The organism is Photobacterium ganghwense (assembly GCF_017329545.1).
Lineage (GTDB): Bacteria > Pseudomonadota > Gammaproteobacteria > Enterobacterales > Vibrionaceae > Photobacterium > Photobacterium ganghwense.
In genome coordinates, this window is record NZ_CP071325.1 from 127,712 (window position 1) to 152,148 (window position 24,437).

Consider the following 24,437-nt stretch of genomic DNA (forward strand, 5'->3'; position numbering starts at 1 on the left):
TCAATAATTCGGCAAAAAATGCTACCCATGGGCGGGAGTTCATGGTTAAAATGCGAACAATCTTTGCTGTTTAGGAGGATGGATGAGGAAAGCGGTCATTGGACTTTTTTTGACGATTCTGATGCTAGGCTGGGTGGCTCCTGCTTCTGCCAGCATCCAGGGCAAAACCTATAATGTCACCGCCACAGCTTACAATTCAGTGCGCGCACAAACCCAAGGTAACCCGACAGTTGCCGCCTGGGGTGACCGACTTAAACCGGGCATGAAGGCGATTGCGATTTCCCGGGACTTGCTGGGACGGGGTTTTAAGCGAGGCACGAAAGTGAAAATCTCCGGGTTACCGGGTGAGTATGTGGTACTGGACAAGATGGGGCGCCGCTGGCAAAACAAGATTGATATCTACATGGGTAAAGATATCCATGCTGCCAGAAACTGGGGACGTCGAAAGGTCACTATCACAGTGGTGGAAGTGTAGGAACCAGCCACAACCTGAAAAAATAACTGCTCTGCATGCACAATGATACATGATAAAGAACAGCTACTTTTTCAGATTGATGACACAAAAAAGCGAGAGCTCAGGCTCTCGCTTTTTTTATCTAACAATACTTACTCGTGTAAGGCGGAGTAAGATTGCTTAGTAGTAAGAGTGCTCGCCACGGGCGTGCTCAGTGATGTCACGCACGCCGGTCAGTTCGCCTTCGAACTGCGCCAGCAGCTCTTTCTCGATCCCTTCTTTCAGGGTCACGTCAACCATTGAACAGCCGTTACAGCCGCCACCGAACTGCAGAATGGCAACGCCATCTTCCGTAATTTCAGACAGGGACACATTACCGCCGTGGCCAGCCAGCTGCGGGTTCACCTGGGTCTGGATCACGTAATCCACGCGCTCCATCAGTGAAGCATCATCCGACACTTTGCGGATTTTGGCATTGGGCGCTTTCAGGGTCAGCTGAGAGCCCATTTTGTCAGCGACAAAATCGATCTCGGCATCTTCCAGGAATGGCAGGCTCAGCTCATCGATATACGCCGAGAACATACCGAATTTGATTTCGGTGTCTGACGCTTCGATTGCTTCCGGCGGACAGTAGGATACGCCGCACTCAGCACTTTGCGTACCAGGGTTAACCACGAACACGCGGATGTTAGTGCCTTCCGGCTGTTGGGCCAGAAGTTTAACGAAGTGCTCTTGAGCACTTTCAGAAATAGTAATCATAGACACGACGTAATACCTGACTTAATTAGTAAGATTAATTCTATTCTACTCCTTGCTGCTCTTTCTATCACCCCCTAATCGACGTAACTATGATTTCGCCACATAAAACCGTGACTTTGCAGGTTATTTCCCTGCGGGGGTATAGCACAGGCAGTAGATGTCCACACGTTCGACGCCTTCAGCCAGCAGCAGGCGAGTGAGAACCGACAGTGTACTGCCGGTGGTGACCACATCATCCACTAGGGCAACATGGGATGGCAAGGGGCTTGATGGCCGGAAAATGGGCTTTCGTAGGCGAAAAGCATCCCGCAAGTTAGTCTGACGCTGGGCTTTGTTCAGCTGGTGCTGTGCTGGGGTATGCCGTGTCCGCCGCAATAGGCCAGGCTGACACCGGCTGCCGGTGGCCTCCGCAATCGCCGTGGCGAGCAGAGTACTCTGGTTGAAACTTCGGGTCAGCTGACGCCTGGGGTGCAGCGGAACCGGCAACAGCAGAGGGGCTGGCTCGGGGATCGCCTGCGCCAGCAAGGTGCCTAACGGGCGGGCCAACCAGAACTGATGGCCGAATTTGAACTTATGTACCAGCTGGCGCAGTGGAAACCGATATTCGCCCAGCCGGTAACAGCGTTGCCACGGTGGTGGACGGGTCAGGCAGCGACCGCAATACTCAGTCATGGTGAGGGTGGTTGCACCGCAACCGTGGCAGTATGGGGTGCGCGGAAAGCGAGCCAGGCACGGCTGACACCAGTGCTGATCCGGCGTGTCGACTGGCAGCCGGCACAACATACAGCGGTGATGACGGTGCAGAAAGTTGGTGATTTGAAATAATGGCGATACCATCTTGACCATCCCGTGGCGCAACAGAGAAAGGAAGTTTACATGACAGCCAAGCTACACTGGCATACGCAGGGCCAAGGTTCCGATCTGGTTCTCATTCATGGTTGGGGCATGAACGGTGCTGTCTGGCAGCAGATCCTGCCGCAACTGGCTGAGCACTGCCGGGTGCATGTGGTGGATCTGCCCGGCTACGGACACAGCCATGCGCTGCTTGCCGAGCAGATTGAGGAAATGACCGATATGGTGCTGGCCTCGGCCCCCGAGCAGGCCACCTGGCTGGGCTGGTCGTTAGGCGGTCTGGTCGCCAAACAAGCGGCGTTGCGCGCGCCTGAGCGAGTCTCGCGGCTGGTGACGGTGGCCAGCTCCCCCCGGTTTTCCGCCCGGGAAACCTGGCGCGGGATCAAACCGGATGTGCTGGCTGATTTTCGTCGTCAGCTGGATGACGACTTCCATACCACGGTTGAGCGGTTTATGGCGCTGCAGGCGATGGGCAGTCCGACGGCGAGGCAGGATATCAAACGCCTGAAAGAAGCCGTGCTGTCTCGTCCTGCGCCGAATCCGCAGGCGTTGGCCAATGGCCTGAAAATTCTGGCAGAGGTGGACTTGCGTGATCAGCTGGCCGATTTGCAGCAACCCTGGCTGCGGTTGTATGGCCGACTGGACGGGCTTGTTCCGGCAAAAGTCGCCCGCGACCTGGACACGCTGGCCCCGCAATCTCAGCGGGAAATCTTCGCGTCGGCGTCACATGCTCCGTTTATTTCCCATCCTGAGGCATTTCTTGAGGTGCTCACCGACTTTTTATTCGCTAACCACTGATAAGCTGCAACAATGCCGGTGATTCACTGCATTTTTTCGCGTGATGGCCGATAACGGGTAACAAGCGGTTGCTCTTGGTCCCGGAGCGGCCATAATGATAGATGTAACGATAATAAACACAGCCACTTACTTGCGGTTGGCCTGAGTGGGCTGACCGGTGGCATCGTCTAATCACTGGATGGCGGCGCGGTGCTGAAGTGCCGCCCGGCCGTTAATGCCCGGAGCATTGCACCCCGATGATCGTCTCCCCTGTCCAAGTCGGCGCCCCTACGGTCGCGCCGTCTGTGAATCCGCCGACCGAGCAGGTTGCACGGGACAACCGGGTGCGCGAAAAAATTGTGCCGCCGACCAGCATGGCGGCTGCCGGGCAGGAAAAGCCGGTAACCAGTGAAGAAAAGCAGATGAAAAAGCCGTCCTGGGATCCGAGTGAACACCCGGATTACTCAGACTTGCCCGGTTCTGAGCAGCATTACGGCTACCGCGACGAACTGGAGCAGCTGGTGAAAGTGCTGTCGGCAGACCGCTATATGGCGGACAGCAAAGACCTGGGGTATGCCATGCACATCAAATTGCCGCGGGAATTGCTGGAGGCGCTGGCGTTGATCAGCCAGGCGGAACGCACCAAGGGCGTGGTGGCCCATAAATACGCGCAGGCGACGTTGCCCAATCCACCGACGGAGTATCTGGTAAAGATATAGCGACGCAGGCATCCCGCCACTGATGTCTCTGAGTGGGTCAGCGGATGAGCCGCCGACGGACGAAAAAATAAAAAAGAGCCGACAGTCATGCCGGCTCTTTTGTCGTTTATTGTCGCAGTAAATGGCTGCCGGTAATGGCGTTACTTCTTCTTGGCGTTCGCAAAGGCCGCTGCAAAAGCACCGCCCATGGCGCCATTCGTCGCATTGCCCGCCGCATTGCCTGATGCATTGTGCTGGCCGTTGCCTTGCGACGAACGGGGCGGGTTCTGGCGGGGTGACTGGCCTTGCGGTTTACGGGCCGGTTTTTCCTGCCCCGGCTCATCGCTGAGGCGCATCGACATGCCGATCCGCTTGCGCTGCAGATCCACTTCCATCACCTTAACCTTGACGATGTCACCGGCTTTCACCACTTCGCGCGGATCCGCCACGAATTTGTCGGACAGCGCCGAGATGTGCACCAGACCATCCTGATGGACACCGACATCGACAAACGCACCGAAGTTGGTCACGTTAGTGATCACGCCTTCCAGTACCATGCCCGGGATCAGGTCTTTGACTTCATGCACGCCTTCGGCAAATGTCGCGGTCTTGAACTCCGGACGCGGGTCACGGCCCGGTTTGTCCAGCTCGCGAATGATGTCAGTGACGGTCGGCAGACCAAACTGCTCATCGGTGTAATCGGCCGGTTTCAGGCTCTTGAGGAAGTCACTGTTGCCAATAATGGCATCCAGTGCCTTGTCGTTCGCGGCGGCGATATTTTTCACCACGGCGTAAGATTCCGGGTGAACCGCCGAGCTGTCGAGCGGGTTCTTACCGTTCATGATGCGCAGGAAGCCGGCACACTGCTCAAACGCTTTAGGGCCCAGACGGGCGACTTTTTTCAGCGTGGTGCGGGACTCAAACCGGCCATTTTCATCACGGTAATTGACGATGTTCTGTGCGATCGTGCCGTTCAGGCCTGCCACGCGGGTCAGCAGCGCCGGGGACGCCGTATTCACGTCAACGCCAACGGCGTTTACACAGTCTTCCACCACCGCATCCAGACGCTTAGCAAGCATGCTCTGGCTGACATCGTGCTGGTATTGGCCCACCCCGATGGATTTCGGATCGATTTTCACCAGCTCGGCCAGCGGGTCTTGCAGACGGCGGCCAATCGACACCGCACCACGCAGGGACACATCCAGGTTCGGGAATTCGTTGGCGGCCAGCTCCGATGCAGAGTACACCGAAGCCCCCGCTTCGCTCACCATCACGCTCTGGATCTTCAGGTTGTTGTCTTTCAGCAGGGTCGCGACAAAGCTGTCGGTTTCACGTGAAGCGGTGCCGTTACCAATCGCGATCAAATCCACGTTGTGCTTGGCGATCAGGGCCAGCACCGTTGCCGCCGACTGGGCCACCTGACGCTGTGGCTGGTGGGGATAAATGGTCGCGGTATCGAGCAGCTTACCGGTCTGATCGACCACCGCCACTTTACAGCCGGTCCGCAGACCCGGGTCCAGGGCCAGGGTGATGCGCGGGCCCGCCGGAGCAGCCATCAGCAAGTCTTTCAGGTTATCGGCAAATACCTGCATCGCGCCGTCTTCGGCTTTCTCGCGCAGTGCCGCCATCAGCTCGGTTTCCAGGTGCATCAGGATTTTGATGCGCCATGCCCAGCTGATTACCTGTTTGCGCCAGTTGTCTGCCGGCTGGGTACCTGGCTTCACGCCATAATGATCGGCAATGATGACTTCACAGTAAGAGCCGCGCACCCCTTCTTCCTGATTCGGATCGGCGTTCAGGGCCAGTTGCAGCACGCCTTCGTTGCGGCCGCGGAACAGCGCCAGTGCGCGGTGGGACGGGATGTTTTTCAGCGGCTCATTGTATTCAAAGTAATCTTTAAATTTCGCGCCTTCGTGCTCTTTGCCTGCCACTACGCGGGAGGTCAGTTCGGCCTGGCCCTGCAGGTGACGGCGGATTTTTTCCAGCAGCGCCGCGTCTTCCGCGAAACGCTCCATCAGAATAGCGCGGGCACCATCCAGGACGGCTTTACTGTCGGCAAAGCCTTTATCGGCATCAATGAATGCTTCAGCAGCGGTTTCCGGCGTCTGGCTCGGATCTGCCCACAGGCTGTCGGCCAGCGGTTCCAGACCCGCTTCAATGGCGATTTGCCCTTTGGTACGGCGCTTGGGTTTGTAAGGCAGATAAAGGTCTTCAAGGCGGGTTTTGCTGTCAGCGGCACGTAGCTCGGCTTCCAGCTCCGGAGTCAGCTTACCCTGCTCGCCGATAGATTTCAGAATCACCTGGCGGCGGTCTTTCATTTCGCGCAGGTAGCCCAGGCGGGATTCCAGATTACGCAGCTGGGTGTCGTCCAGCCCACCGGTGACTTCCTTACGGTAACGGGCGATAAAAGGCACGGTGTTACCGTCATCGAGCAAGGCAATCGCCGCATTCACCTGTTCCTGGCGAACACTTAGTTCCTGGGCAATCGTCTGGTTGATCGTGTAGCTCATCCGTTGTTTCTCATGTTGTCGTTTAAGGTCCCATTCTACGGGTGAACGGGGCACAGGCAAGGTGTTGCATGTAAGAAGCGTGTCAGTACGTGACGTCAGTGCCGGGTTTACTGATAGCGGATGCTGTTGACGAACCACTCTTTTTTGCCGGTCGGGGTAGTGACTTCGAATTCGTCATCGACTTCTTTCTTGAGCAGGGCCCGGGCCATCGGGGAGTCAATCGAGATGTAGTCATTGCGGCCGTAAATCTCGTCCGGTCCGACGATGCGGAAGGCTTTGACTTCACCGGCCTCGTTCTCAATTTCCACCCAGGCACCAAAGAACACTTTGCCGTCCTGCTGCGGGGAATAGTCCACCACCTGAACCAGCTCCAGTCGCTTGCGCAGGTAGCATACCCGGCGGTCGATTTCACGCAGGCGTTTTTTGTTGTACTGGTAGTCTGCGTTCTCTGAGCGGTCACCCAGACTGGCCGCCCAGGTCACTTTTTTGGTGACTTCCGGACGTTCTTCTTTCCACAGAAAATCCAGCTCTTGCTTGAGTTTGTTGTAGCCCTCACGGGTGATCAGGTTGGTTTTCATTACCGGCCATGCTCCTGTTGGTTCGCGGCGATGCGGTTGACCTTCAATGCTCTGATCTTCCGTCGCTTGCCCGGGAAGATCAAGGTTCCTGATTCTGAGTTCGTTAGTTTTGGATAGTTCCTTGAATTTCAGGTAGTTTAGGTGGCAGGCATGTCCGGCTGAGCTTGACCATACTAAGTAAAGTGTTGAGCGAGGTTTGCCGGACATAAACGGTAACAATTTTGCGGGTATTTTCGCGGCAAAATTCAGCGAGTCGCAGGGAGGCTCGAGTACACTATGCCCGTGCCTACCGATGTAAGTAAGGTGAGATATGCAGGAAAATTACAAGATTCTGGTTGTTGATGATGATATGCGCCTGCGTGCGCTGCTGGAGCGTTACCTGTCTGAGCAGGGCTTTCAGGTGCGAAGCGTGGCCAACGGCGAGCAGATGGACCGCCTGTTATCACGTGAAACGTTCCACCTGATGGTGCTGGATTTGATGTTGCCGGGCGAGGATGGCCTGTCGATCTGCCGCCGTCTGCGTAATGCCAACAATATGCTGCCGATCCTGATGCTGACCGCCAAGGGCGATGAGGTTGACCGTATCGTGGGGCTGGAAGTGGGCGCGGATGACTACCTGCCGAAGCCGTTTAATCCGCGTGAGCTGCTGGCCCGTATCCGTGCAGTACTGCGTCGCCAGACGGTCGAAGCACCGGGTGCACCGAGTGCTGACAGCAAGATTATCGAATTTGGTGAGTTCCGCCTCAACCTGGGAACTCGTGAAATGTTCCGTGGTGACGAAGCGATGCCGCTGACCTCCGGGGAGTTTGCCGTGCTGAAGGCGCTGGTGACCAATGCCCGTGAACCGATGTCCCGCGATAAGCTGATGAACATGGCCCGCGGCCGTGAATATTCGGCGATGGAGCGCTCGATTGACGTCCAGATTTCCCGTCTGCGCCGGATGATCGAGGAAGACCCGAGCCGTCCGCGTTATATCCAGACCGTTTGGGGGCTGGGGTATGTGTTTGTACCGGACGGCAATGAGGCGTAAGCCATGCGATTGTCGCCGCGCAGTACCTTTACCCGGACGCTAATCCTGCTGGCTGGCCTGTTAATTGCCAGCCAGATTTTTTCTTACCTGGCCGTGCTGAATTATGCGCTGTTGCCCAGCTTGCAGCAGTTCAACCGCATTCTCGCCTATGAAGTGCGGTTGATGCTCAAAGAAGACGTTGAGCTGGCTGACGGCCATACGTTTCATCTGGATACGCCGTTGCGCCGGCAACTGCTGGAACAGCTGGGGGTAACCCTGCACGCCGAAGACGGCAGTGATCCGATTGCTGATGGTGAGCTGCAGGAATTCGAGCAGGCCACGGTCATCGAATACCTCAGCGAGGAAATGAGCAACGAGCTGGAATCACCGACTGAGGTGCGGCTGGTGCTCGGGGCTGACAGCTATGTGCTGTGGCTGAAAAGCGATTCGATTCCCGGCTACCTGATGCGGATTCCGCTGTCGGAGTTGCAGGAAGATGACTTTTCACCACTGTTTAACTACAGCCTGATCATTGCCTTTATGGTGATTGCTGGCGGCTGGCTGTTTATCCGTATTCAGAACCGCCCGCTGGTGGCACTGGAGCAGGCGGCGCTGCAGGTTGCCCGCGGTGAGTCGCCGCCGGTACTGCCGGAGCGGGGAGCCTCAGAAATCCGTGCTGTGACCAAAGCCTTCAACCGGATGGCGGAAGGCATCAAGCAGCTGGAAGATGACCGGGCGTTGTTGCTGGCCGGGGTCAGCCATGACTTGCGTACCCCGTTGACCCGAATTCGTCTGGCGACGGAGATGATGTCGCCGGAAGACGGTTATCTGGCTGAAAGCATGATTAAAGACACGGAAGAGTGTAATGCGATCATCAGTCAGTTTATGGAGTACCTCAAATCGACCCAGAAACTGTCTGAGGCTGAAGCGCTGGATCTGAACGGATTGTTGTGTGAAGTGGCCGAAGCGGAAGGCGGTTATGAGCGTCAGATTGAGCTCGCGCTGGACGCGATTCCCGGTGTGGTGCTTGGCAATGGCGTGTCGATTAAGCGCCTGGTGGCCAACCTGGTGGTCAATGCGCTGCGTTATGGCAATGGCTGGGTCAAAATTTCCAGTGGTGCCACTGCGGATCGTACCTGTGCCTGGTTCTGCGTCGAAGATGACGGGCCGGGGATTGAGCCGGATCAGGTGGCCAAGATGTTCCAGCCGCTGACCCGGGGCGATACCGCACGCGGTAATGAAACGGAAGGGACCGGACTGGGGCTGGCGATCGTCAAGCGAATTGTCGACCAGCACGAAGGCAGCATTCAGGTCAGTAACCGCAGTGAAGGCGGATTACGGATTCAGATTGGTTTGCCGCTGGTGATGAAAAAGCACTGATTGCCAGAACCAGAACCAGAACCAGAACCAGAACGAAACGCCAGCCGGGTGTGAAACCGACACTCTGGCCCATAAAAAAGCGAGCCCCGTTGGGGCTCGCTTTTTTTGTCTCCAGTGTTATCTGCAGGCGTTGCCAGCGTCAGGCTCTTTTCAGTTCTTGCGCTCAGTGCTTTTCTTCCGGCAAAACCAGATTCAGCACAATCGCGGTGATACCACCGGCAGCCATCCCGGAAGACAGGATGCTCTTAACGATATCCGGCATGAACTGTAGGATTTCCGGCTTCTGGGCGATCCCCAGACCCATGGAGAACGACAGCGCCATGATCAGGATGGCACGGCGGTCCAGCTCGCAGCGTGAAATGATGCGCACGCCAGAGGCCGCGATGGTGCCGAACATCACGATGGTGGCGCCGCCCAGTACCGGTTCCGGGATCAGCTGCACCAGATTGGCAACGCCCGGCAGCAGACCCAGCAGGATAAGCATGCCAGCCACAAAGTAACCGATATAGCGGCTGGCTACGCCAGTCAGCTGGATAATGCCGTTGTTCTGGCTGAATGTGGAGTTCGGGAAGCTGTTCAGCACTGCAGCCAGGGCGGAGTTGATGCCGTCTGCCAGTACGCCGCCTTTGATGCGTTTGAGGTACACCGGCCCGGCAACCGGCTGCTCAGAGGTTTCTGATGTCGCTGTTATATCCCCGATGGCTTCCAGTGAGGTGATGGCAAAGACAATCACCAGCGGGATCAGCAGTCCCCAGTCAAAGCCCAGGCCGTACTGCATTGGCATTGGAATGGCCACCAGATCGGTTTCAGCCATACGGCTGGTATCGACCATCCCGCTCATCCAGGCCAGCAAGGTACCGGCAGCCATGGCGAGCACAATGGATGAAACGCGCAGGTATGGGTTTTTCACCCGGTTGAGCAGCACAATCAGACCCAGAACGGTCCCGGCCAGCATCAGGTTATCCAGGCTGCCGAAGCTGCCACTTTCAATTGCGGCATAGCCGCCGCCCATTGAGGTCAGGCCAATCTGAATCAGGGTCAGGCCAATCAGGGTCACGACAATGCCGGACACCAGCGGGGTGATAATACGCTGGGCATACTGCAGCACCCGCGAGATGAATACTTCGGTCAGCGAGGCCAGCAGAATCGTACCGAAAATGGCGGCCATCATGGTCGGGATATCTGCGCCACCGGCTTTCAGTGCCAGGCCGGCACCGATAATCGGACCGAGAAAGTTGAAGCTGGTGCCCTGGATGGACAACAGGCCGGAACCGACCGGACCAAAGGTGCGGATCTGGATAAACGAGGCAATCCCCGAGGCGAACAATGACATGCTGACGATGGTGTTAGTATCGCTGGCCGGCAGCCCGAGTGCCTGACAGATGATCAGCGACGGGGTGATCACCGCCACAAACATGGCCAGCAGGTGCTGGGTTGCGGCAAACAGAGTTTGGGGAAGCGGCGGACGGTCTTCCAGTCGATAAATCAGATCAGATTTACGCGGCGTCTCAATAGCGCTGTGTTGGCGTGTCATGGCCCTTGGGTTCCTGTGCTGGGTTGCTGTTTTCCCGCCGGTAACGCTGAATGGGTTACCCGCTGTGTGGTTCGGATACTTTCTGTGATTGCTGTTAGTCAGAACCGAAATCCCACAGGGAATCAGAGGATGAATAAAAGTTGGCCGCTATTGTAGAGATCTCTCACTAAAAAGCAAACGTTTGCGCAGTTGCCAAAGGAAACGGCGAACAGAAATGGCGGAACAAAAATGTAAAAGTGAAGTGCAACAGCGTTGTGCAGAAGGAAAGGGCGGCAAGGATTAACGTTGGACACGGTCAGACGGTGGCAGTGCCAGTTGTCAGCGATTAGCGACTGTGCTGGGTGGCTATGATTGATGACTATGAATGGAAGCCGTGCTCGGGGACAGGGTTTGGGGGCACTGGTCGGAAGGGGGAACGGGTGCCGGGGCAAGCCAGGCACCAGCTATGATCAGGCGTTGGAGTAATTTTCCCGTTGTCCCAGCCAGCGGTCGATAATGGCCTTGGCATTCTCCGGGTAATGGTCGTGCAGGTAACGCGCCAGCCGCTGAACCTCGGGGATCAGATGCTGATCGCGGACTAAGTCGGCGACTTTAAAGTCGGCAATGCCGGTCTGTTTAGTTCCCAGCAGTTCACCGGGGCCACGGATTTCCAGATCGCGCTGGGCAATCACAAAGCCATCACTGCTTTCCCGCAGGACGCCGAGGCGCTTCTGGGCGGTTTTTGACAGCGGAGCATGGTAGAGCAGCACACAATGGCTGGCGACGCTCCCCGGCCGACCCGTCCCCGGAGCTGGTGGAGCTGAGCCAGACCGAGCCGTTCGGGGTTTTCGATGATCATCAAGCTGGCGTTGGGGACATCGACGCCGACCTCAATCACCGTGGTAGCCACCAACAAGTGCAGCTCACCGTCTTTAAAGCGCTGCATCACGGCTTGCTTCTCGGCTGGTTTCATCCGGCCGTGCACCAGCCCGATGTTGAGTTCCGGCAACTGGGCCGTCAGCTCATCGGCGGTGTCGGACGCCGCCTGGGCTTCGAGCACTTCTGACTCGTCGATCAGGGTACAGACCCAGTAAGCCTGACGCCCTTCACTGAGGCAGGCGCCCCGAATCCGGTTGATGATGTCGGCGCGGCGTGAATCGGGCAGGGCGACGGTCTGGATCGGGGTACGTCCTGGCGGCAGTTCGTCAATGACCGAGGTTTCCAGATCGGCGTAGGCCGTCATGGCGAGAGTACGCGGAATCGGGGTCGCGGTCATGATTAACTGGTGGGGATAACGGCCCTGGTGGGCCCCTTTTTCCCGTAGTTCCAGCCGCTGGTGCACGCCGAAGCGGTGTTGCTCATCGATGATCACCAGTGCCAGGTTGTGAAACTGGACCTGCTCCTGGAACAGGGCGTGGGTGCCGACCACCATTTTGGCCTCGCCGCTTTCAATCCGGGTAAGCTCGCTGTCGCGGGCCTTGCCTTTGAGCTTGCCCGCCAGCCAGCCCACCTCAATCCCTAACGGATTGAGCCAGCTGGCAAAGTTAATCGCGTGCTGCTCGGCCAGCAGCTCGGTCGGGGCCATCAGTGCGACCTGAAAACCGTGCTCGATTGCCCGCAGGGCAGCCAAGGCTGCGACCAGGGTTTTGCCAGAGCCGACATCCCCCTGAACCAGACGCATCATCGGGTGAGGTTGGGCCATATCCCGCTCAATGTCCGCCACGACCCGCTGTTGAGCACCGGTCGGGCTGAACGGCAGTCCGGCCAGCAGTTGTTGCTTCAGGGTATCTTGCGTGGCTAATGGCCAGGCAGCATGGCGCTGGCTTTTCTGGCGCACCGCCAGCATCGACAGGTTCTGGGCCAGCAGCTCTTCGAGGATCAGCCGCCGCTGGGCCGGGTGTTTTCCCTCTTCCAGTTGGTCAAGCGAGACATCCGGTGTCGGACGGTGCATCACATGGAGTGCCTGCGCCAGAGTCATCTGGCGGTCGTACAGCCCTTCCGGCAGCAACTCGCGTACCGCAGCTTTGTCGAGCAGGCCCAGAGCCTGATCGGTCAGGCTGCGCAGGGTCAGTTGGCGTAGGCCGTCGGTAGTGGGATAGACCGGGGTGAGGGTCTCTTCCACACTCAGCTCGGTAGGCTCGGAGAAGACCCGGTAATCCGGATGAATGATTTCCAGTCCGTACTTGCCGCGTTTGATTTCGCCGTAAGCTTTCACCTGCTTGCCGTCAGCCAGGCTGTTTTTCATCGCGGCATTGAAATTGAAAAAACGCAGGGTGGCGGAGCCGGTCTGGTCGCTGATTTTCACCGTCAGCATTTTGCGTTTGCCGAAGGTGATGTTGCTGTTCAGCACCTCGCCCTGGATTGTCAGGTACTGGCCGGGCATGGCACTGGCAATCGGCCAGATCCGGGTACGGTCCTCATAGCGGAGCGGCAGGTGAAACAGCAGGTCCTGCACCGTGCGCAGACCTATCTTGTCCAATTTTTCGGCCATTTTTGCCCCGACACCGGAAAGTTCAGTCAGGGCGATAGTATCTAATAGTTGTCCGCTCATCGCTGGGTCCGTCTCAGATCATTGGCGTTTTTTGCGTTTCGGTTCAATCGCCTGAATTTTCTGCCACCAGGCTTCATCGGCCACAATCTGGCCGTCTTCATCCAGGGGCGGGTATGGCATGCCTTTGCGTTGTGCCACCTTGGCCAGCACCGGGTGACCCCGTTCAAACAGAATGCGGTGTACCACGTCGTCAGGCAACAGGGTGGTGTCGCGATCATACATCCCGGCCTGCTGGCGCTGGCGCTGGGCTTCATACAGGATGAGTGCGCTGGCGACCGATACGTTCAGTGACTGTACCATACCTACCATCGGGATGATGATATCCTGATCGGCAAGCGCCAGGGCTTCCGAGGTGATCCCATTTTTTTCGCCGCCGAGAATAATGGCGGTCGGTTTGGTGTAATCCACCTCACGAAAGTCGATGGCGGTGTCAGACAGGTGGGTGGCCAGCACCTGCATGCCCTGGTCTTTGAGGGCAGCAATGGCATCGACCATGGTGTCATGCGTTTCCAGCTCAACCCAGTTGCGGGCACCGGCTGAGGTGTGGCTCAGTACGCGCATGTTTTCTTGCGGCCACACGGCGTGCACCTTATGGACCCCGACGGCGTCGGCGGTGCGGATGATGGCGGAAACGTTATTGGGTTTGTGGACTTCTTCCATGCACACCGTGAGATCCGGTTGGCGGGTGGCAAGGACTGTCTGGATGCGTTGGAAGCGATCTGGTGTCATGGTATTGGTGTCTGTTTAAAGAAAACGCCCGGAAACGGGCGTTTTACAGTTTATCGGGTTCACAGAACCGGCTCAGTTTTTCTGTCGCGAGACGCGGACCACGTTCGGCATGACCCGGATCCGGCGCATGATATTGGCCAGGTGGATACGCCCCTTGGTCGTCAGGCGCACCGTAATGGTGTACAGGCGGCCGTCTTTCTCTTCGGTCGACAGTCCCTGAATGTTAGAACCGGTCGCGGCAATGGTGTTGGTCAGATCCGCCAGGGCACCCTGATGGTTCTGCATGTCCACTTTCAGGATGGTGACAAACTCCTGTTCGAACTCGTCACTCCACTCAACCGGCATGTATTTGTCCGGCTCTCTCTGATAACCACGGATGTTGGCACACTCTTCACGGTGAATCACCAGCCCTTTACCTGGGCTGACATGCGCCATGATCGGGTCGCCGTGAATCGGGTGACAGCAGTTGGCAAAGGTCAGCAGAATACCGTCGGCCCCGCGGATTGGCAGGCGCTTGTTGTTCGCCCCACCGCTGACAGCCGGGTCACCGGCTTCTGACGGCTCTTCGACATTGCCCAGCAGGCGGCGGGCAATCACGACGCTCATCAGTTTACCCAGACCAATTTCGGCCAGCAGTTCTTCGCGGTTGTCCAGACGTAGATCGGTCAGTACCTTGTGCAGGTTTTCTGGCTCAATCTGATCAATGTTCAGCGCGCCCAGCGCGTGATTGAGCAAGCGACGGCCGAGAATAATGGACTCTTCCCGGCGCATGGTTTTCAGCACCTGACGAATCTTGGTGCGGGCCCGAGAGGTCACTACATAGTTGAGCCAGGCAGCGTTCGGGCGGGCTCCCGGTGCGCTGATGATTTCTACGGTCTGGCCGTTTTTCAGCGGTTTGCTCAGTGGATATGGCTGACGCTCAACCCGGGCACCGACACAGGCGTTACCGACATCGGTATGCACGGCATAGGCGAAATCGACCGCTGTGGCACCAACCGGCAGTTCAACGATCCGGCCTTTCGGGGTGAAAACGTAAATCTCATCCGGAAACAGATCGGATTTTACGTTCTCGATAAATTCAAAGGAGCTGCCGGCGCTTTGCTGCAGTTCGAGCAGGCTTTGCATCCAGCGCTGGGCTTTGACCTGCGCAGTGGTGCCGGAGCTTTCGCCGTCTTTGTACGCCCAGTGGGCGGCGACCCCTTTGTCGGCCATCTGATCCATATCTTCGGTACGGATCTGCACTTCCACCGGCACCCCGTGCGGGCCCACCAGTGAGGTGTGAAGCGACTGGTAGCCGTTGGCTTTCGGGATGGCGATGTAGTCTTTCATCCGGCTCGGACGCGGCTTGTACAGGTTATGCACCTGACCCAGTACGCGATAGCAGGTATCGAGATCTTTCACCAGCACCCGGAAGGCATAGATGTCCATGATGGAGTGGAAGCGCTGCTCCTTGTTCTTCATCTTGTTGTAGATGGAGTACAGGTTCTTCTCGCGTCCCAGCACCTTGCCATCGATCCTCGCGTCTTCGAGGCGACCCTCGATTTCGGCGTGAATCTTGTTGATCATTTCTTTACGGTTGCCACGCGCGGCTGCCACGACTTCTTTCAGCACGCGGTAGCGGTTCGGGTACAGGGCTTCGAAACCCAGCTCTTCCAGCTCGGTTTTGATGTTGTGAATACCCAGGCGGTGTGCCAGCGGAGAGAAAATCTCCAGGGTTTCGCGGGCAATGCGGCGACGTTTGTCAGGGCGCAGGGCACCCAGGGTACGCATGTTGTGCGTCCGGTCGGCCAGCTTGATCAGGATAACGCGGATGTCATGGGCCATGGCCATGATCATCTTGCGGAAGTTCTCGGCCTGCGCTTCTTTGCGGTCGCGGAACTTCAGTTTGTCCAGCTTGGAGACGCCATCCACCAGTTCGGCCACGGTACAGCCAAAACGGCTGGCGAGGTCTTCTTTGGTGACATCGGTGTCTTCAATCACATCATGGAGAAGGGCGGCCATCAGGGTTTCGTAGTCCAGGCGCATTTCGGCCAGGATACGAGCGACAGCAATAGGGTGGATGATGTAAGGTTCGCCGCTGGAGCGGGTTTGCCCTTCGTGGGCATCACGCGCAACGAGATAGGCCTGCCTGAGAGCCTCAATCTGAGTCTCAGGCAGGTATTCAGTTACGACTTCTTTCAGGCTATCAAAAAGATACAATGCGCCCGGTTCCCTGAATTAACGGTTGTCGCCGGCAATAGCGCTAACTGCGGCTAGCTCTGCTGCTTCCTGCTCTTGAATTTCCTGACGCTCACGGGCATCCAGGATATCTTTAGTGATCAGGCCTTCTTCGATTTCACGCAGTGCGATCACTGTGTACTTGTCGTTTTCTTCCGGAACCAGTGGATCCTTACCGCCAGTTTGCATCTGACGAGCGCGGCGTGCCGCAATTTGAATGAGATCGAAACGGTTGCCAATTTTATCAACAGCGTCTTGAACGGTTACGCGTGCCATGGAGGACTCCAGTGGTAATTAAGTAAAGATGGAAAATTGTACAAAAATAGTTACTGTTCTGCCAATAGGGCATTGAGCATGCTGTTATATTTAGCAGCTTGCTTATCCTGCTTCAATCTTTCAGCACGGATAATGGCTTTAAAATCCATCAAGGCAACGTCGAAATCATCGTTAACGATCACATAATCGTATTCGTTGTAGTGCGAGATTTCAGAACGGGCTTCCTGCATCCGGCGCTCAATAATGGCAGCACTATCCTGGCCACGGGCATTCAGGCGACGCTCCAGCTCTTCTTTCGAAGGCGGCAGGATAAACAGGCTTTTTGCTGCTGGCATTTGCTTACGGATCTGACGGGCACCCTGCCAGTCGATGTCCAGGAATACGTCGATTCCCTTGTTCAGCTGCTCTTCAATCCAGAGACGGGAAGTGCCATAGAAGTTGCCAAACACTTCGGCATGCTCCAGAAACGCACCTTGCTCGGCCAGCTCGGTAAATTCTTCTACGCTAACGAAATTGTAATGAACACCGTGGTTTTCCCCTGGGCGCATGCCACGCGTGGTGTGCGACACGGATACTTTCATGTCATAGGTCGGGTTGGTTTCCAGCAGAGCGTTGATCAAACTGGATTTGCCTGCACCACTCGGCGCCGACACGATGTAAAGAGTACCTTTGCTCATTGCCTGTTTTCACTCAGTGATAGAAGGGCGCGCAGATTATCATGAACTGCGGCTAATTGAAATTGGCGGGCTGCTTGAAAAATCATCTTTTTCTGATCTGAACCGCTTCTTATTAATCCTAGATGGCTTTTGCCAAAAAAGGGGAGGTGGCGGGCTGCGGCATGGCAGCCCGGTGTCCGGTGAAGGGCGCGTATGGTGAAGAGGACGAGCCTCCTTCTGCTGATACGACGGTGCGTAAGGCCTGCTGGTGATACCTGTGTTCACCTGGCGCTACAGCGGCACGGTGTCGGCAGACCCGGTCGGAGACGACGCGGCAGCACCCGAGCGGTCAAGCCGCAAGGTCAGTAACCCGAGCGCAGCAATGGCGACCCCGACCCACATGGGGGCGTGGAGGCTGAAGCCCCATTCCAGAACCTGCCCGCTGGCAAAGCTGCCGAACATGATTCCGAGGGTGATCACCGAGGCGTGCACGGTGTTGACCAGCGGCCGCTCGCCGTTCGGGACCTGCATCACCCGGCTGACCATCGCCGGGTTCATGCTGATTCCGGTCAGGCCGAGTCCGAGTATGGCGATGACGGCTGCCCAGGGCTGATGGATCAACAGGGCCAGCAGGGTCAGAAACAGACTCTGCAGTACCAAGCCGCCAGCGAGGATGCGCAGGTTACGTTTGCCGGCCAGCCGGGCAACGAGGTGATTGCCCATCAGCATGGCGATCCCGTAGGCAAACAGCAGCAAGGTGACGCTGTGGTGGGTAAAACCGGCCAGCTGGGTCAGGATGGGGACGAAATAGCTGAACGCGGCATAGGTCGTACCAATGACACAGAAACTGGTAGTAAAGACGGCCCAGAGTTGGCGGTTGCCAAACGCCGCCAGCTCCTGCCGCAGGCCGATTTTGGGGGCGGCGGGTAAGACGGGGAGCAGTACGGCAGTGCCCAGCGCCGCCAGCATGGTCAGAACGACCACGAGCCAGAAACTGGCGCGCCAGCCGTAGTATTCGCCGACCAGACTCGCCAGCGGCAGGCCCAGAATGGTCCCGACCATGATCCCGGCCAGCACGATGGCGACGGCGCGGATGCCCAGCTCGGGCACCACCAGGCGGTGGCAGGTGCCCAGTGCGGTACCGAAGAAGGCACCGGACACAGCACCGGTGATCAGCCGGGAGACGATCAGCTGCGGATAGCTCTGCGCCAGCGCCCCCAGCACTTCGCCGATGATAAAAAGCGCAAACAGCAGGTAGAGGATTTTCTTCGGTGGTTGGGTTCCCAACCCGAGGGTGAGCAGCGGGCCCCCGAGGGCCATGGCGGCGGCATAGAGAGAGACCAGATAGCCGACCTGAGAGAGGCTGATATCCAGATCCCGGGCCATTTGCGGCATCATGCCGAGTACCTGCAGTTCGCAGTTGATCATGGCGAAAATGCCCAGAGCCAGGACATAAACGGAAACCGGCATGTTCGGCTTGGCAGAGGTGTGCATAAGCGATCCTTGTGATGAAGTTGATGTCACTTGCGTCAGTATCACTTATGCAATAAGTTTGATTAACCCTCTCACTCTCCTTTCAGTAATGAATAAAATCATGGATCTCAATGCTATCCGCCAGTTTCTCAAGGTCGCCGAGTGCCTGAGCTTTACCGATGCGGCGGCCCAGCTCGGGGTAACCCAATCCGGGGTCTCGCGTGCGGTCAGTCGGCTGGAGCAGCAGCTCGGGGTGCGTCTGCTGCACCGCAATACCCGCCGCCTGAGCCTGACTCCGGACGGCATCGTGTTTTATGAGCGCAGTGCACCGCTGCTGGGTGATTTGGAGGCACTCGGCCAGGAACTGCAGGATCGCCGCAGTTCACCATCTGGGGTGCTGAAGGTCAGTGCGCCGTCGGCGTTTGGTCGGGTGGTGCTGATGCCGATCCTGGCGCGGCTGCTGGCAGTGCATCCGCAACTCAATATTGAAGTGGTGATGAGCGATCGCATTGTCGATTTGGTGGAAGAAGGGTTTGATGCCGTGCTGCGCACGGGGGAGATCCGGGACCAGCGCCTGATTGCCCGACCGTTGGCTCCGCTAACCTGGCAGACGGTCGCTTCGCCGGACTATCTGGCCCGTCACGGCATGCCGGCGCATCCGGATGATCTGGCGGCGCATAATTGCCTGCAGGTGCGCAACCCGCATACCGGGCGCCCGGTGCGTTGGCGTTTCACTGAAGCAGATCAAGAGAAAATGTTGGATGTGGACGGTAATCTGGTGTTCGACCACGGCGATCCGCTGCTTGATGCCGCGCGGCTCGGGGTCGGAGTGGTGCAGGTGATGACATTCTTTGCCCGTGAGGCGATCGCCCGCGGCGAGCTGCAACCTGTCCTGACCGAGTTTAATCCCCCGGCTTACCCGTTGTCGCTGGTTCATCAGCCCTCAAAGCTGCATTCGGCTAAACTGCGGGTGTTCAAGGATGCCTTGCTGGCGGAGTGGGGCGAGGCCGGTGTCGAAGCGTATTCAGAAGGCAGCAACAGCCCGCAAATAAACAAGCCCTGAAGGTTCAGGGCTTGGGGCATCGGGTTGCGCGTCGATAAGCGGGGGCTTATTCGATGTTTTGGATCTGCTCGCGCATCTGCTCGATCAGTACCTTCAGCTCGACGGCCGCGGCAGTGATTTCGGTATTGATGGATTTCGACGCCAGGGTGTTCGACTCGCGGTTGAACTCCTGCATCATGAAATCCAGACGACGGCCACAGGCTCCGCCTTTTTTCATGATTTTCTGCGTTTCTTTGACGTGCGAGTCCAGGCGGTCCAGCTCTTCGGCGACATCGCTCTTTTGGGCCAGCATGATCAGCTCTTGTTCGACGCGGTTGGCATCCAGCTCGACTTTGGCTTCTTCCAGGCGGTTCAGAATGCGTTCGCGCTGCCAGGTCAACACTTCCGGCATCATGCTGCGTACCTTGGCGGCTTCGGTGGAAATGGCCTCCAGACGCTGCTCGATCAGAGCCTGCATATTTGCCCCTTCGCTGGCACGGGCGGCAATGAAGTCGTCAATAGCGGCATCAAAACCGCTCAGCAGGTCCTGATTGATGATATCCAGATCCTGCTCCGGCGCTTCCATGACACCAGGCCAGTTCAGGACCTGGAACGGACCGATATTGCCTTCGCCGGCAGCATTCTTCACCCATTTGGCCGCCTTGATAACCTGATGCGCTAGGTCTTCGTTGATGGTCAGCTCAGTGTTGGTGGCCGGGTTAACATCAAAACGCAGGCTGCACTCAACCTTACCGCGGGCCAGACGCTTGCGAAAACGCTCGCGCAGTACCGGCTCCAGGCTGCGGAACTGCTCTGGCAGACGCAGGTATGTTTCGAGGTAACGTTGGTTAACAGAACGGATTTCCCATACGGCTGTACCCCAGTCGGCTTTGATTTCGCGACGGGCGTAGGCGGTCATGCTGTGAATCATTGGCTGATGGCCTCTAATGTAGAAAGAAGAAAACTGCTTCAGGACGGACAATCCGGAGGCTGTCGGTCCGGTGAATATGGTACGGCGCAGTGTTCGTGGTGCTTTGATTATACTGACCCCTGCGCATAAAAGAAATCTGACGGCCCGGTTCGTCCTCGGGCGATGCGGTCTCTGGGGCAGATTGCGAGGCCGTGCGGGGTTTCGCGTGCACTGGCAGCCAGATGTGGCTATAATCGCCGGTTAATATCAGCCAGAGGGAACCCCGATGCGTCCAAGCGGAAGAAATGCCAACCAGGTGCGTCCTATTACTATTACCCGTAACTTCACTGCCCATGCCGAAGGCTCAGTATTGGTGGAGTTTGGGAACACCAAAGTCATTTGTACCGCCAGTGTTGAAGAAAGCGTTCCGCGTTGGCTGAAAGGCAAAGGCCAGGGCTGGGTTACCGCCGAATACGGCATGCTGCCGCGCGCGACCCATTCCCGCAACCGTCGTGAAGCGGCCAGCGGCAAGCAGGGTGGCCGTACCATGGAAATTCAGCGTTTGATTGCCCGCAGCCTGCGTGCCGCCGTGGATCTGGAAAAGCTGGGCGAACAAATGGTGACGGTGGACTGTGATGTGATTCAGGCGGACGGTGGTACCCGCACGGCGTCGATCACCGGTGCCATGGTTGCGCTGGTGGATGCCATCAATTACATGCTGGCAAAAGGCCTGATCAAAGAAAACCCACTGAAAGGCATGGTGGCGGCGGTATCGGTAGGGATCTACAACGGTGAGCCGGTGTGCGATCTGGAGTACCTGGAAGACGTCGCAGCGGAAACGGACATGAACGTGGTCATGACGGAAGACGGCAAGATGATCGAAGTGCAGGGCACGGCGGAAGGCGAAGCGTTCAGTCATGAAGAATTACTGGCAATGCTGGCTCTGGCGAAAGAGGGCATTGCCGACATTATCAACGTGCAGAAGCAGGCGTTGAGCAGTTAATGATTTTGAGCGGTTCCTATTGGAGCCGCTTTTTTTTGGGCTACGTATCGCCCTGAACCCGTGCGGACGCGCACGGGCGTGAGTAAATAGTTATGACAAGGAGAAACCATGAAAGCATATCAGCGTCAGTTCATTGAATTTGCCCTGGAGAAAGGTGTTCTGAAATTCGGTGAGTTCACACTGAAATCTGGCCGTAAGAGCCCGTACTTCTTTAATGCGGGACTGTTTAATACCGGGCGTGATCTGGCTCGTCTAGGCCGTTTTTATGCTGAAGCTTTGGTGGATGCTGGTATTGAGTACGATGTGCTGTTTGGTCCGGCTTACAAAGGTATCCCAATTGCCACGACGACGGCGGTTGCGCTGGCGGATCAGCATGATATCGACACCCCATACTGCTTTAACCGTAAAGAAGCCAAAGATCACGGCGAAGGCGGTAACCTGGTGGGCAGTGCGCTGGAAGGCCGTATCATGCTGGTGGACGATGTGATTACCGCCGGGACGGCGATTCGTGAATCGATGGAAATCATCAAAGCGAATGGTGCGGATCTGGCCGGCGTGCTGGTTGCGATTGACCGTCAGGAAAAAGGGAAGAGCGAGCTGTCGGCAATTCAGGAAGTCGAGCGTGACTTTGGCTGCGCGGTCATCTCGATTGTGTCACTGGGTGATGTGGTGAGCTTCCTGGAAGAGCAGCCGGGTATGGAACAGCATCTGGAAGCGGTGAAAGCGTACCGTGCTGAATACGGCGTGTAAGCGTTACCGCCTGAGCGAATGCCGCAAAAAAGCGAGGGTATCCCTCGCTTTTTTTATTGGGTAGTCCGGTAACTGCCGGTTCGACAGTGGCCGTTAGCCCAGCTGGGCGCTCAGCAGGCGCCAGTAGTCGTCGAAATTAGAGGTCGGCTTGTGCTTAAAACTGGAACGAACAAAACGATTTAGACTGCCTTCCACCTGGCCCAACAGCTGTGCGGCCAGAATATTCTCATCAACCGGAAACCCTTTCCCCTCACGCAGCTTACGCTCACGCAGGATTTGACGCAGCTGCGTTTCAATCCGCTCAAACAGCTGGTTGATGCGGGACTGGAGACGGTCTTGTTCGAACATCAGGGCGTGGCCGGTCATGATGCGGGTCAGGCCTGGATTGCGCTCGGCAAATCCCAGGATCAGCTGCAGCACCATGCGCAGGCGGTTCAGGGTATCTTTTTCGTCATCAAGGATGCGGTTAATGCGGGTGGTGATCGAATCTTCAATAAACTCAATCAGACCCTCGAACATGCGCGCTTTACTCGGGAAGTGGCGGTAGAGTGCCGCTTCCGAAACACCCACCTGGGCGGCCAGCTTGGCGGTCGTAATACGTTGACTACCTTGAGCAGACTCCAGCATTTGCGCCAGGGCCTGCAAAATCTCTTCGCGGCGGTTGTTTTTCTTGTTGCCAGCCATGAATAACCGTTCCTTTTCAAAATGAGACTGTCACCGGACAGCGTGAAACCCGCCTATCTTAGCTGTGGAGTGGGATTGTGAAAAGCGTTGCGGGTAGATACTGTTTTCTATATCGACAAAAAAAGCCCAACCTTAAGGAATGGGCTTTATATTTGATCTTATTCGCTTAATTCGTCTGCATTTTCAGCACTATGACGGCGGGCTGGAAACGGTCAGGCCGACTCGTGGGTGCGGTACAGTGCCACAATTTCGGCCATCAGCTGCTGGCCTAATTCGGCTTTGCTGCACAGTGGCAGGGCTTTATCACCGTTCGGCCAGTACAGGTGCAGGGCGTTTTGATCGCTGTTGAAGCCTTGGTCCTGCTGAGAAACATCATTGGCGCAGATCAGATCCAGGTTTTTACGCTGAAGTTTATCCTGGGCGTACTGGGCCACATCCTGCGTTTCGGCGGCAAAGCCGACAGTAAATGGACGCTGTGTGGTCAGGGCCGCCACGTTGGCGATGATGTCCGGGTTTTTCACCAGCCGCAGCACCATCTCGTCTTCACCATCCTGTTTTTTCATTTTTTGCCCGGCAGCCTCTACCGGGCGGAAATCTGCCACCGCGGCACACCCGATGAAAATCTGGCTGCCCGGTGCATGGGTCAGTGCAGCTGCGTGCATCTGCTCGGCGCTGCTGACATCAATGCGCTCAACCCCGGCCGGGGTGGCCAGGTTGGTCGGGCCGCTAATCAGGGTCACTCTGGCACCGCGCTTGGCGGCGGCGGCGGCAATGGCATAGCCCATTTTGCCGGAGCTGTGGTTGGTCAGGTAACGCACCGGGTCAATGGCTTCGCGGGTCGGACCGGCGGTGATGGTCAGGTGAAGATCCTGCCAGTCAGCCGGTTGGAAAAAGGTTTCAGTCAGTCCGACCAGCTGCATAGGCTCCAGCATGCGGCCGGGGCCGACATCGCCACAGGCTTGCTCACCGCTGGCCGGGCCCCAAATCTGGCAGCCACGGCGTTGCAGGGTGGCAATGTTTTCCTGCGTGGCGACGTGACGGTACATTTGCTGGTTCATGGCCGGGGCAACGGCAATCGGGGCATCGGTCGCCAGGCAGAGGGTGGTCAGCAGGTCATTACCCATGCCTGCCGCCATACGGGCGATTAGATCGGCTGTTGCCGGTGCCAGCAGCACCAGGTCAGCCCATTTGGCCAGCTCGATATGACCCATGGACGCCTCGGCGGCCGGATCCAGCAGGCTGTCAGAGATCGGCTTGCCGGACACCGCCTGCATGGTCAGGGGAGTAATAAACTCCTTGGCTGCCGGGGTCATGACAACGCGCACCTCTGCGCCGCGCTCGATCAGCCGACGGGTCAGTTCGGCACATTTGTACGCCGCAATCCCGCCGCTGATTCCAAGAAGAATATGTTTTCCTGCCAGTGTTTGCATGGTGTTGCCTGTCTCTCTGAACCTGTAAATCCGGCCCACAAGATAGCACCAAAGCCGGTGAGATTCACGGCTTGGGATCAAGCGCTGCGCATGAAATCAGGAAAATGTGGTAGCTCTCGCGGTCTGTTAATGTCAAAAGTGTTGATGACTTCATGGAATATTGTCATGAAATCCTTAGGGTTAAAG

General features: G+C 57.1%; 21 protein-coding genes and 1 pseudogene. 8 read left to right on the top strand and 14 right to left on the bottom strand.

The window, feature by feature from the left end:
- The first annotated feature begins 82 nt into the window (after positions 1–82).
- Positions 83–475 carry a 3D domain-containing protein gene (locus FH974_RS00605; protein WP_047887250.1) on the top strand — a complete coding sequence of 131 codons (393 nt, stop codon included), beginning with the start codon at positions 83–85 and terminating at the stop codon, positions 473–475.
- A gap of 159 nt (positions 476–634) precedes the next feature.
- Here FH974_RS00605 and nfuA read toward each other — a convergent pair whose 3' ends face one another.
- Positions 635–1,213 (bottom strand): Fe-S biogenesis protein NfuA, encoded by a 579-nt coding sequence (gene nfuA / locus FH974_RS00610; RefSeq protein WP_047887249.1) that lies wholly within the window; start codon positions 1,211–1,213, stop codon positions 635–637.
- A 123-nt stretch (positions 1,214–1,336) separates the two neighbouring features.
- Entirely contained in the window at positions 1,337–2,050 is a 714-nt protein-coding gene (locus FH974_RS00615) for a ComF family protein (RefSeq protein WP_207103426.1), read from the bottom strand.
- Between the two features lie 39 nt (positions 2,051–2,089).
- Between FH974_RS00615 and bioH the strand changes: the two genes are divergently transcribed.
- Positions 2,090–2,863 carry a pimeloyl-ACP methyl ester esterase BioH gene (gene bioH / locus FH974_RS00620; RefSeq protein WP_207103427.1) on the top strand — a complete coding sequence of 258 codons (774 nt, stop codon included), beginning with the start codon at positions 2,090–2,092 and terminating at the stop codon, positions 2,861–2,863.
- A gap of 236 nt (positions 2,864–3,099) precedes the next feature.
- Positions 3,100–3,561, top strand: coding sequence for an ATP-dependent Lon protease (locus FH974_RS00625; RefSeq protein WP_207103428.1), 462 nt, complete (start codon positions 3,100–3,102; stop codon positions 3,559–3,561).
- Positions 3,562–3,701: 140 nt separating this feature from the next.
- Here the strand turns inward: FH974_RS00625 and FH974_RS00630 are convergent, their stop codons facing one another.
- Together FH974_RS00630 and greB are read right to left on the bottom strand one after the other, a co-directional pair.
- Positions 3,702–6,050, bottom strand: coding sequence for a Tex family protein (locus FH974_RS00630; RefSeq protein WP_207103429.1), 2,349 nt, complete (start codon positions 6,048–6,050; stop codon positions 3,702–3,704).
- Between the two features lie 107 nt (positions 6,051–6,157).
- A complete protein-coding gene (greB, locus tag FH974_RS00635; RefSeq protein ID WP_207103430.1) occupies positions 6,158–6,628 on the bottom strand; it encodes a transcription elongation factor GreB in 471 nt (156 codons plus the stop codon).
- A 310-nt stretch (positions 6,629–6,938) separates the two neighbouring features.
- Between greB and ompR the strand changes: the two genes are divergently transcribed.
- Entirely contained in the window at positions 6,939–7,658 is a 720-nt protein-coding gene (gene ompR, locus FH974_RS00640; protein ID WP_047887243.1) for an osmolarity response regulator transcription factor OmpR, read from the top strand.
- A 3-nt stretch (positions 7,659–7,661) separates the two neighbouring features.
- Entirely contained in the window at positions 7,662–9,017 is a 1,356-nt protein-coding gene (gene envZ, locus FH974_RS00645) for a two-component system sensor histidine kinase EnvZ (protein WP_047887242.1), read from the top strand.
- A gap of 163 nt (positions 9,018–9,180) precedes the next feature.
- On the opposite strand, the gene FH974_RS00650 is transcribed toward envZ, so the two are convergent.
- The 7 genes and pseudogenes from FH974_RS00650 to FH974_RS00680 form a co-directional block, all read right to left on the bottom strand.
- Entirely contained in the window at positions 9,181–10,551 is a 1,371-nt protein-coding gene (locus FH974_RS00650; RefSeq protein ID WP_047887241.1) for a uracil-xanthine permease family protein, read from the bottom strand.
- Positions 10,552–11,000: 449 nt separating this feature from the next.
- Positions 11,001–13,081, bottom strand: a pseudogene (gene recG, locus FH974_RS00655) (ATP-dependent DNA helicase RecG).
- Positions 13,082–13,099: 18 nt separating this feature from the next.
- Positions 13,100–13,810, bottom strand: a complete 711-nt coding sequence (gene trmH, locus FH974_RS00660; RefSeq protein WP_047887239.1) for a tRNA (guanosine(18)-2'-O)-methyltransferase TrmH — start codon at positions 13,808–13,810, stop codon at positions 13,100–13,102.
- A 72-nt stretch (positions 13,811–13,882) separates the two neighbouring features.
- On the bottom strand, positions 13,883–16,009 hold the full coding sequence (gene spoT / locus FH974_RS00665; protein ID WP_207103431.1) for a bifunctional GTP diphosphokinase/guanosine-3',5'-bis pyrophosphate 3'-pyrophosphohydrolase: 2,127 nt from the start codon (positions 16,007–16,009) through the stop codon (positions 13,883–13,885).
- Between the two features lie 18 nt (positions 16,010–16,027).
- Complete coding sequence (gene rpoZ, locus FH974_RS00670; protein ID WP_047887237.1) at positions 16,028–16,303, bottom strand: DNA-directed RNA polymerase subunit omega; 276 nt, start codon at positions 16,301–16,303, stop codon at positions 16,028–16,030.
- Between the two features lie 50 nt (positions 16,304–16,353).
- Positions 16,354–16,980 (bottom strand): guanylate kinase, encoded by a 627-nt coding sequence (gene gmk, locus FH974_RS00675; protein ID WP_047887236.1) that lies wholly within the window; start codon positions 16,978–16,980, stop codon positions 16,354–16,356.
- Positions 16,981–17,250: 270 nt separating this feature from the next.
- Positions 17,251–18,453: an MFS transporter gene (locus FH974_RS00680; protein WP_207103432.1), complete on the bottom strand. Its 1,203-nt coding sequence runs from the start codon at positions 18,451–18,453 to the stop codon at positions 17,251–17,253.
- A 100-nt stretch (positions 18,454–18,553) separates the two neighbouring features.
- On the opposite strand from FH974_RS00680, the gene FH974_RS00685 reads away from it, so the two are divergent.
- The gene (locus tag FH974_RS00685) at positions 18,554–19,495 is read left to right on the top strand and encodes a LysR family transcriptional regulator (RefSeq protein ID WP_207103433.1); all 942 of its coding nucleotides are present in this window, start codon (positions 18,554–18,556) and stop codon (positions 19,493–19,495) included.
- A gap of 46 nt (positions 19,496–19,541) precedes the next feature.
- On the opposite strand, the gene FH974_RS00690 is transcribed toward FH974_RS00685, so the two are convergent.
- Complete coding sequence (locus tag FH974_RS00690; RefSeq protein WP_207103434.1) at positions 19,542–20,405, bottom strand: YicC/YloC family endoribonuclease; 864 nt, start codon at positions 20,403–20,405, stop codon at positions 19,542–19,544.
- Between the two features lie 265 nt (positions 20,406–20,670).
- Here FH974_RS00690 and rph point away from each other — a divergent pair, with 265 nt between their 5' ends.
- Together rph and pyrE are read left to right on the top strand one after the other, a co-directional pair.
- Positions 20,671–21,387 (top strand): ribonuclease PH, encoded by a 717-nt coding sequence (gene rph / locus FH974_RS00695; protein WP_047887233.1) that lies wholly within the window; start codon positions 20,671–20,673, stop codon positions 21,385–21,387.
- Between the two features lie 108 nt (positions 21,388–21,495).
- Positions 21,496–22,137 carry an orotate phosphoribosyltransferase gene (pyrE, locus tag FH974_RS00700; RefSeq protein WP_047887232.1) on the top strand — a complete coding sequence of 214 codons (642 nt, stop codon included), beginning with the start codon at positions 21,496–21,498 and terminating at the stop codon, positions 22,135–22,137.
- A 93-nt stretch (positions 22,138–22,230) separates the two neighbouring features.
- Here the strand turns inward: pyrE and slmA are convergent, their stop codons facing one another.
- Both slmA and coaBC read right to left on the bottom strand, forming a co-directional pair.
- Positions 22,231–22,821 (bottom strand): nucleoid occlusion factor SlmA, encoded by a 591-nt coding sequence (gene slmA, locus FH974_RS00705; RefSeq protein WP_047887231.1) that lies wholly within the window; start codon positions 22,819–22,821, stop codon positions 22,231–22,233.
- A gap of 212 nt (positions 22,822–23,033) precedes the next feature.
- Positions 23,034–24,251, bottom strand: a complete 1,218-nt coding sequence (gene coaBC, locus FH974_RS00710; RefSeq protein ID WP_047887230.1) for a bifunctional phosphopantothenoylcysteine decarboxylase/phosphopantothenate--cysteine ligase CoaBC — start codon at positions 24,249–24,251, stop codon at positions 23,034–23,036.
- Between the last annotated feature and the right edge of the window lie 186 nt (positions 24,252–24,437).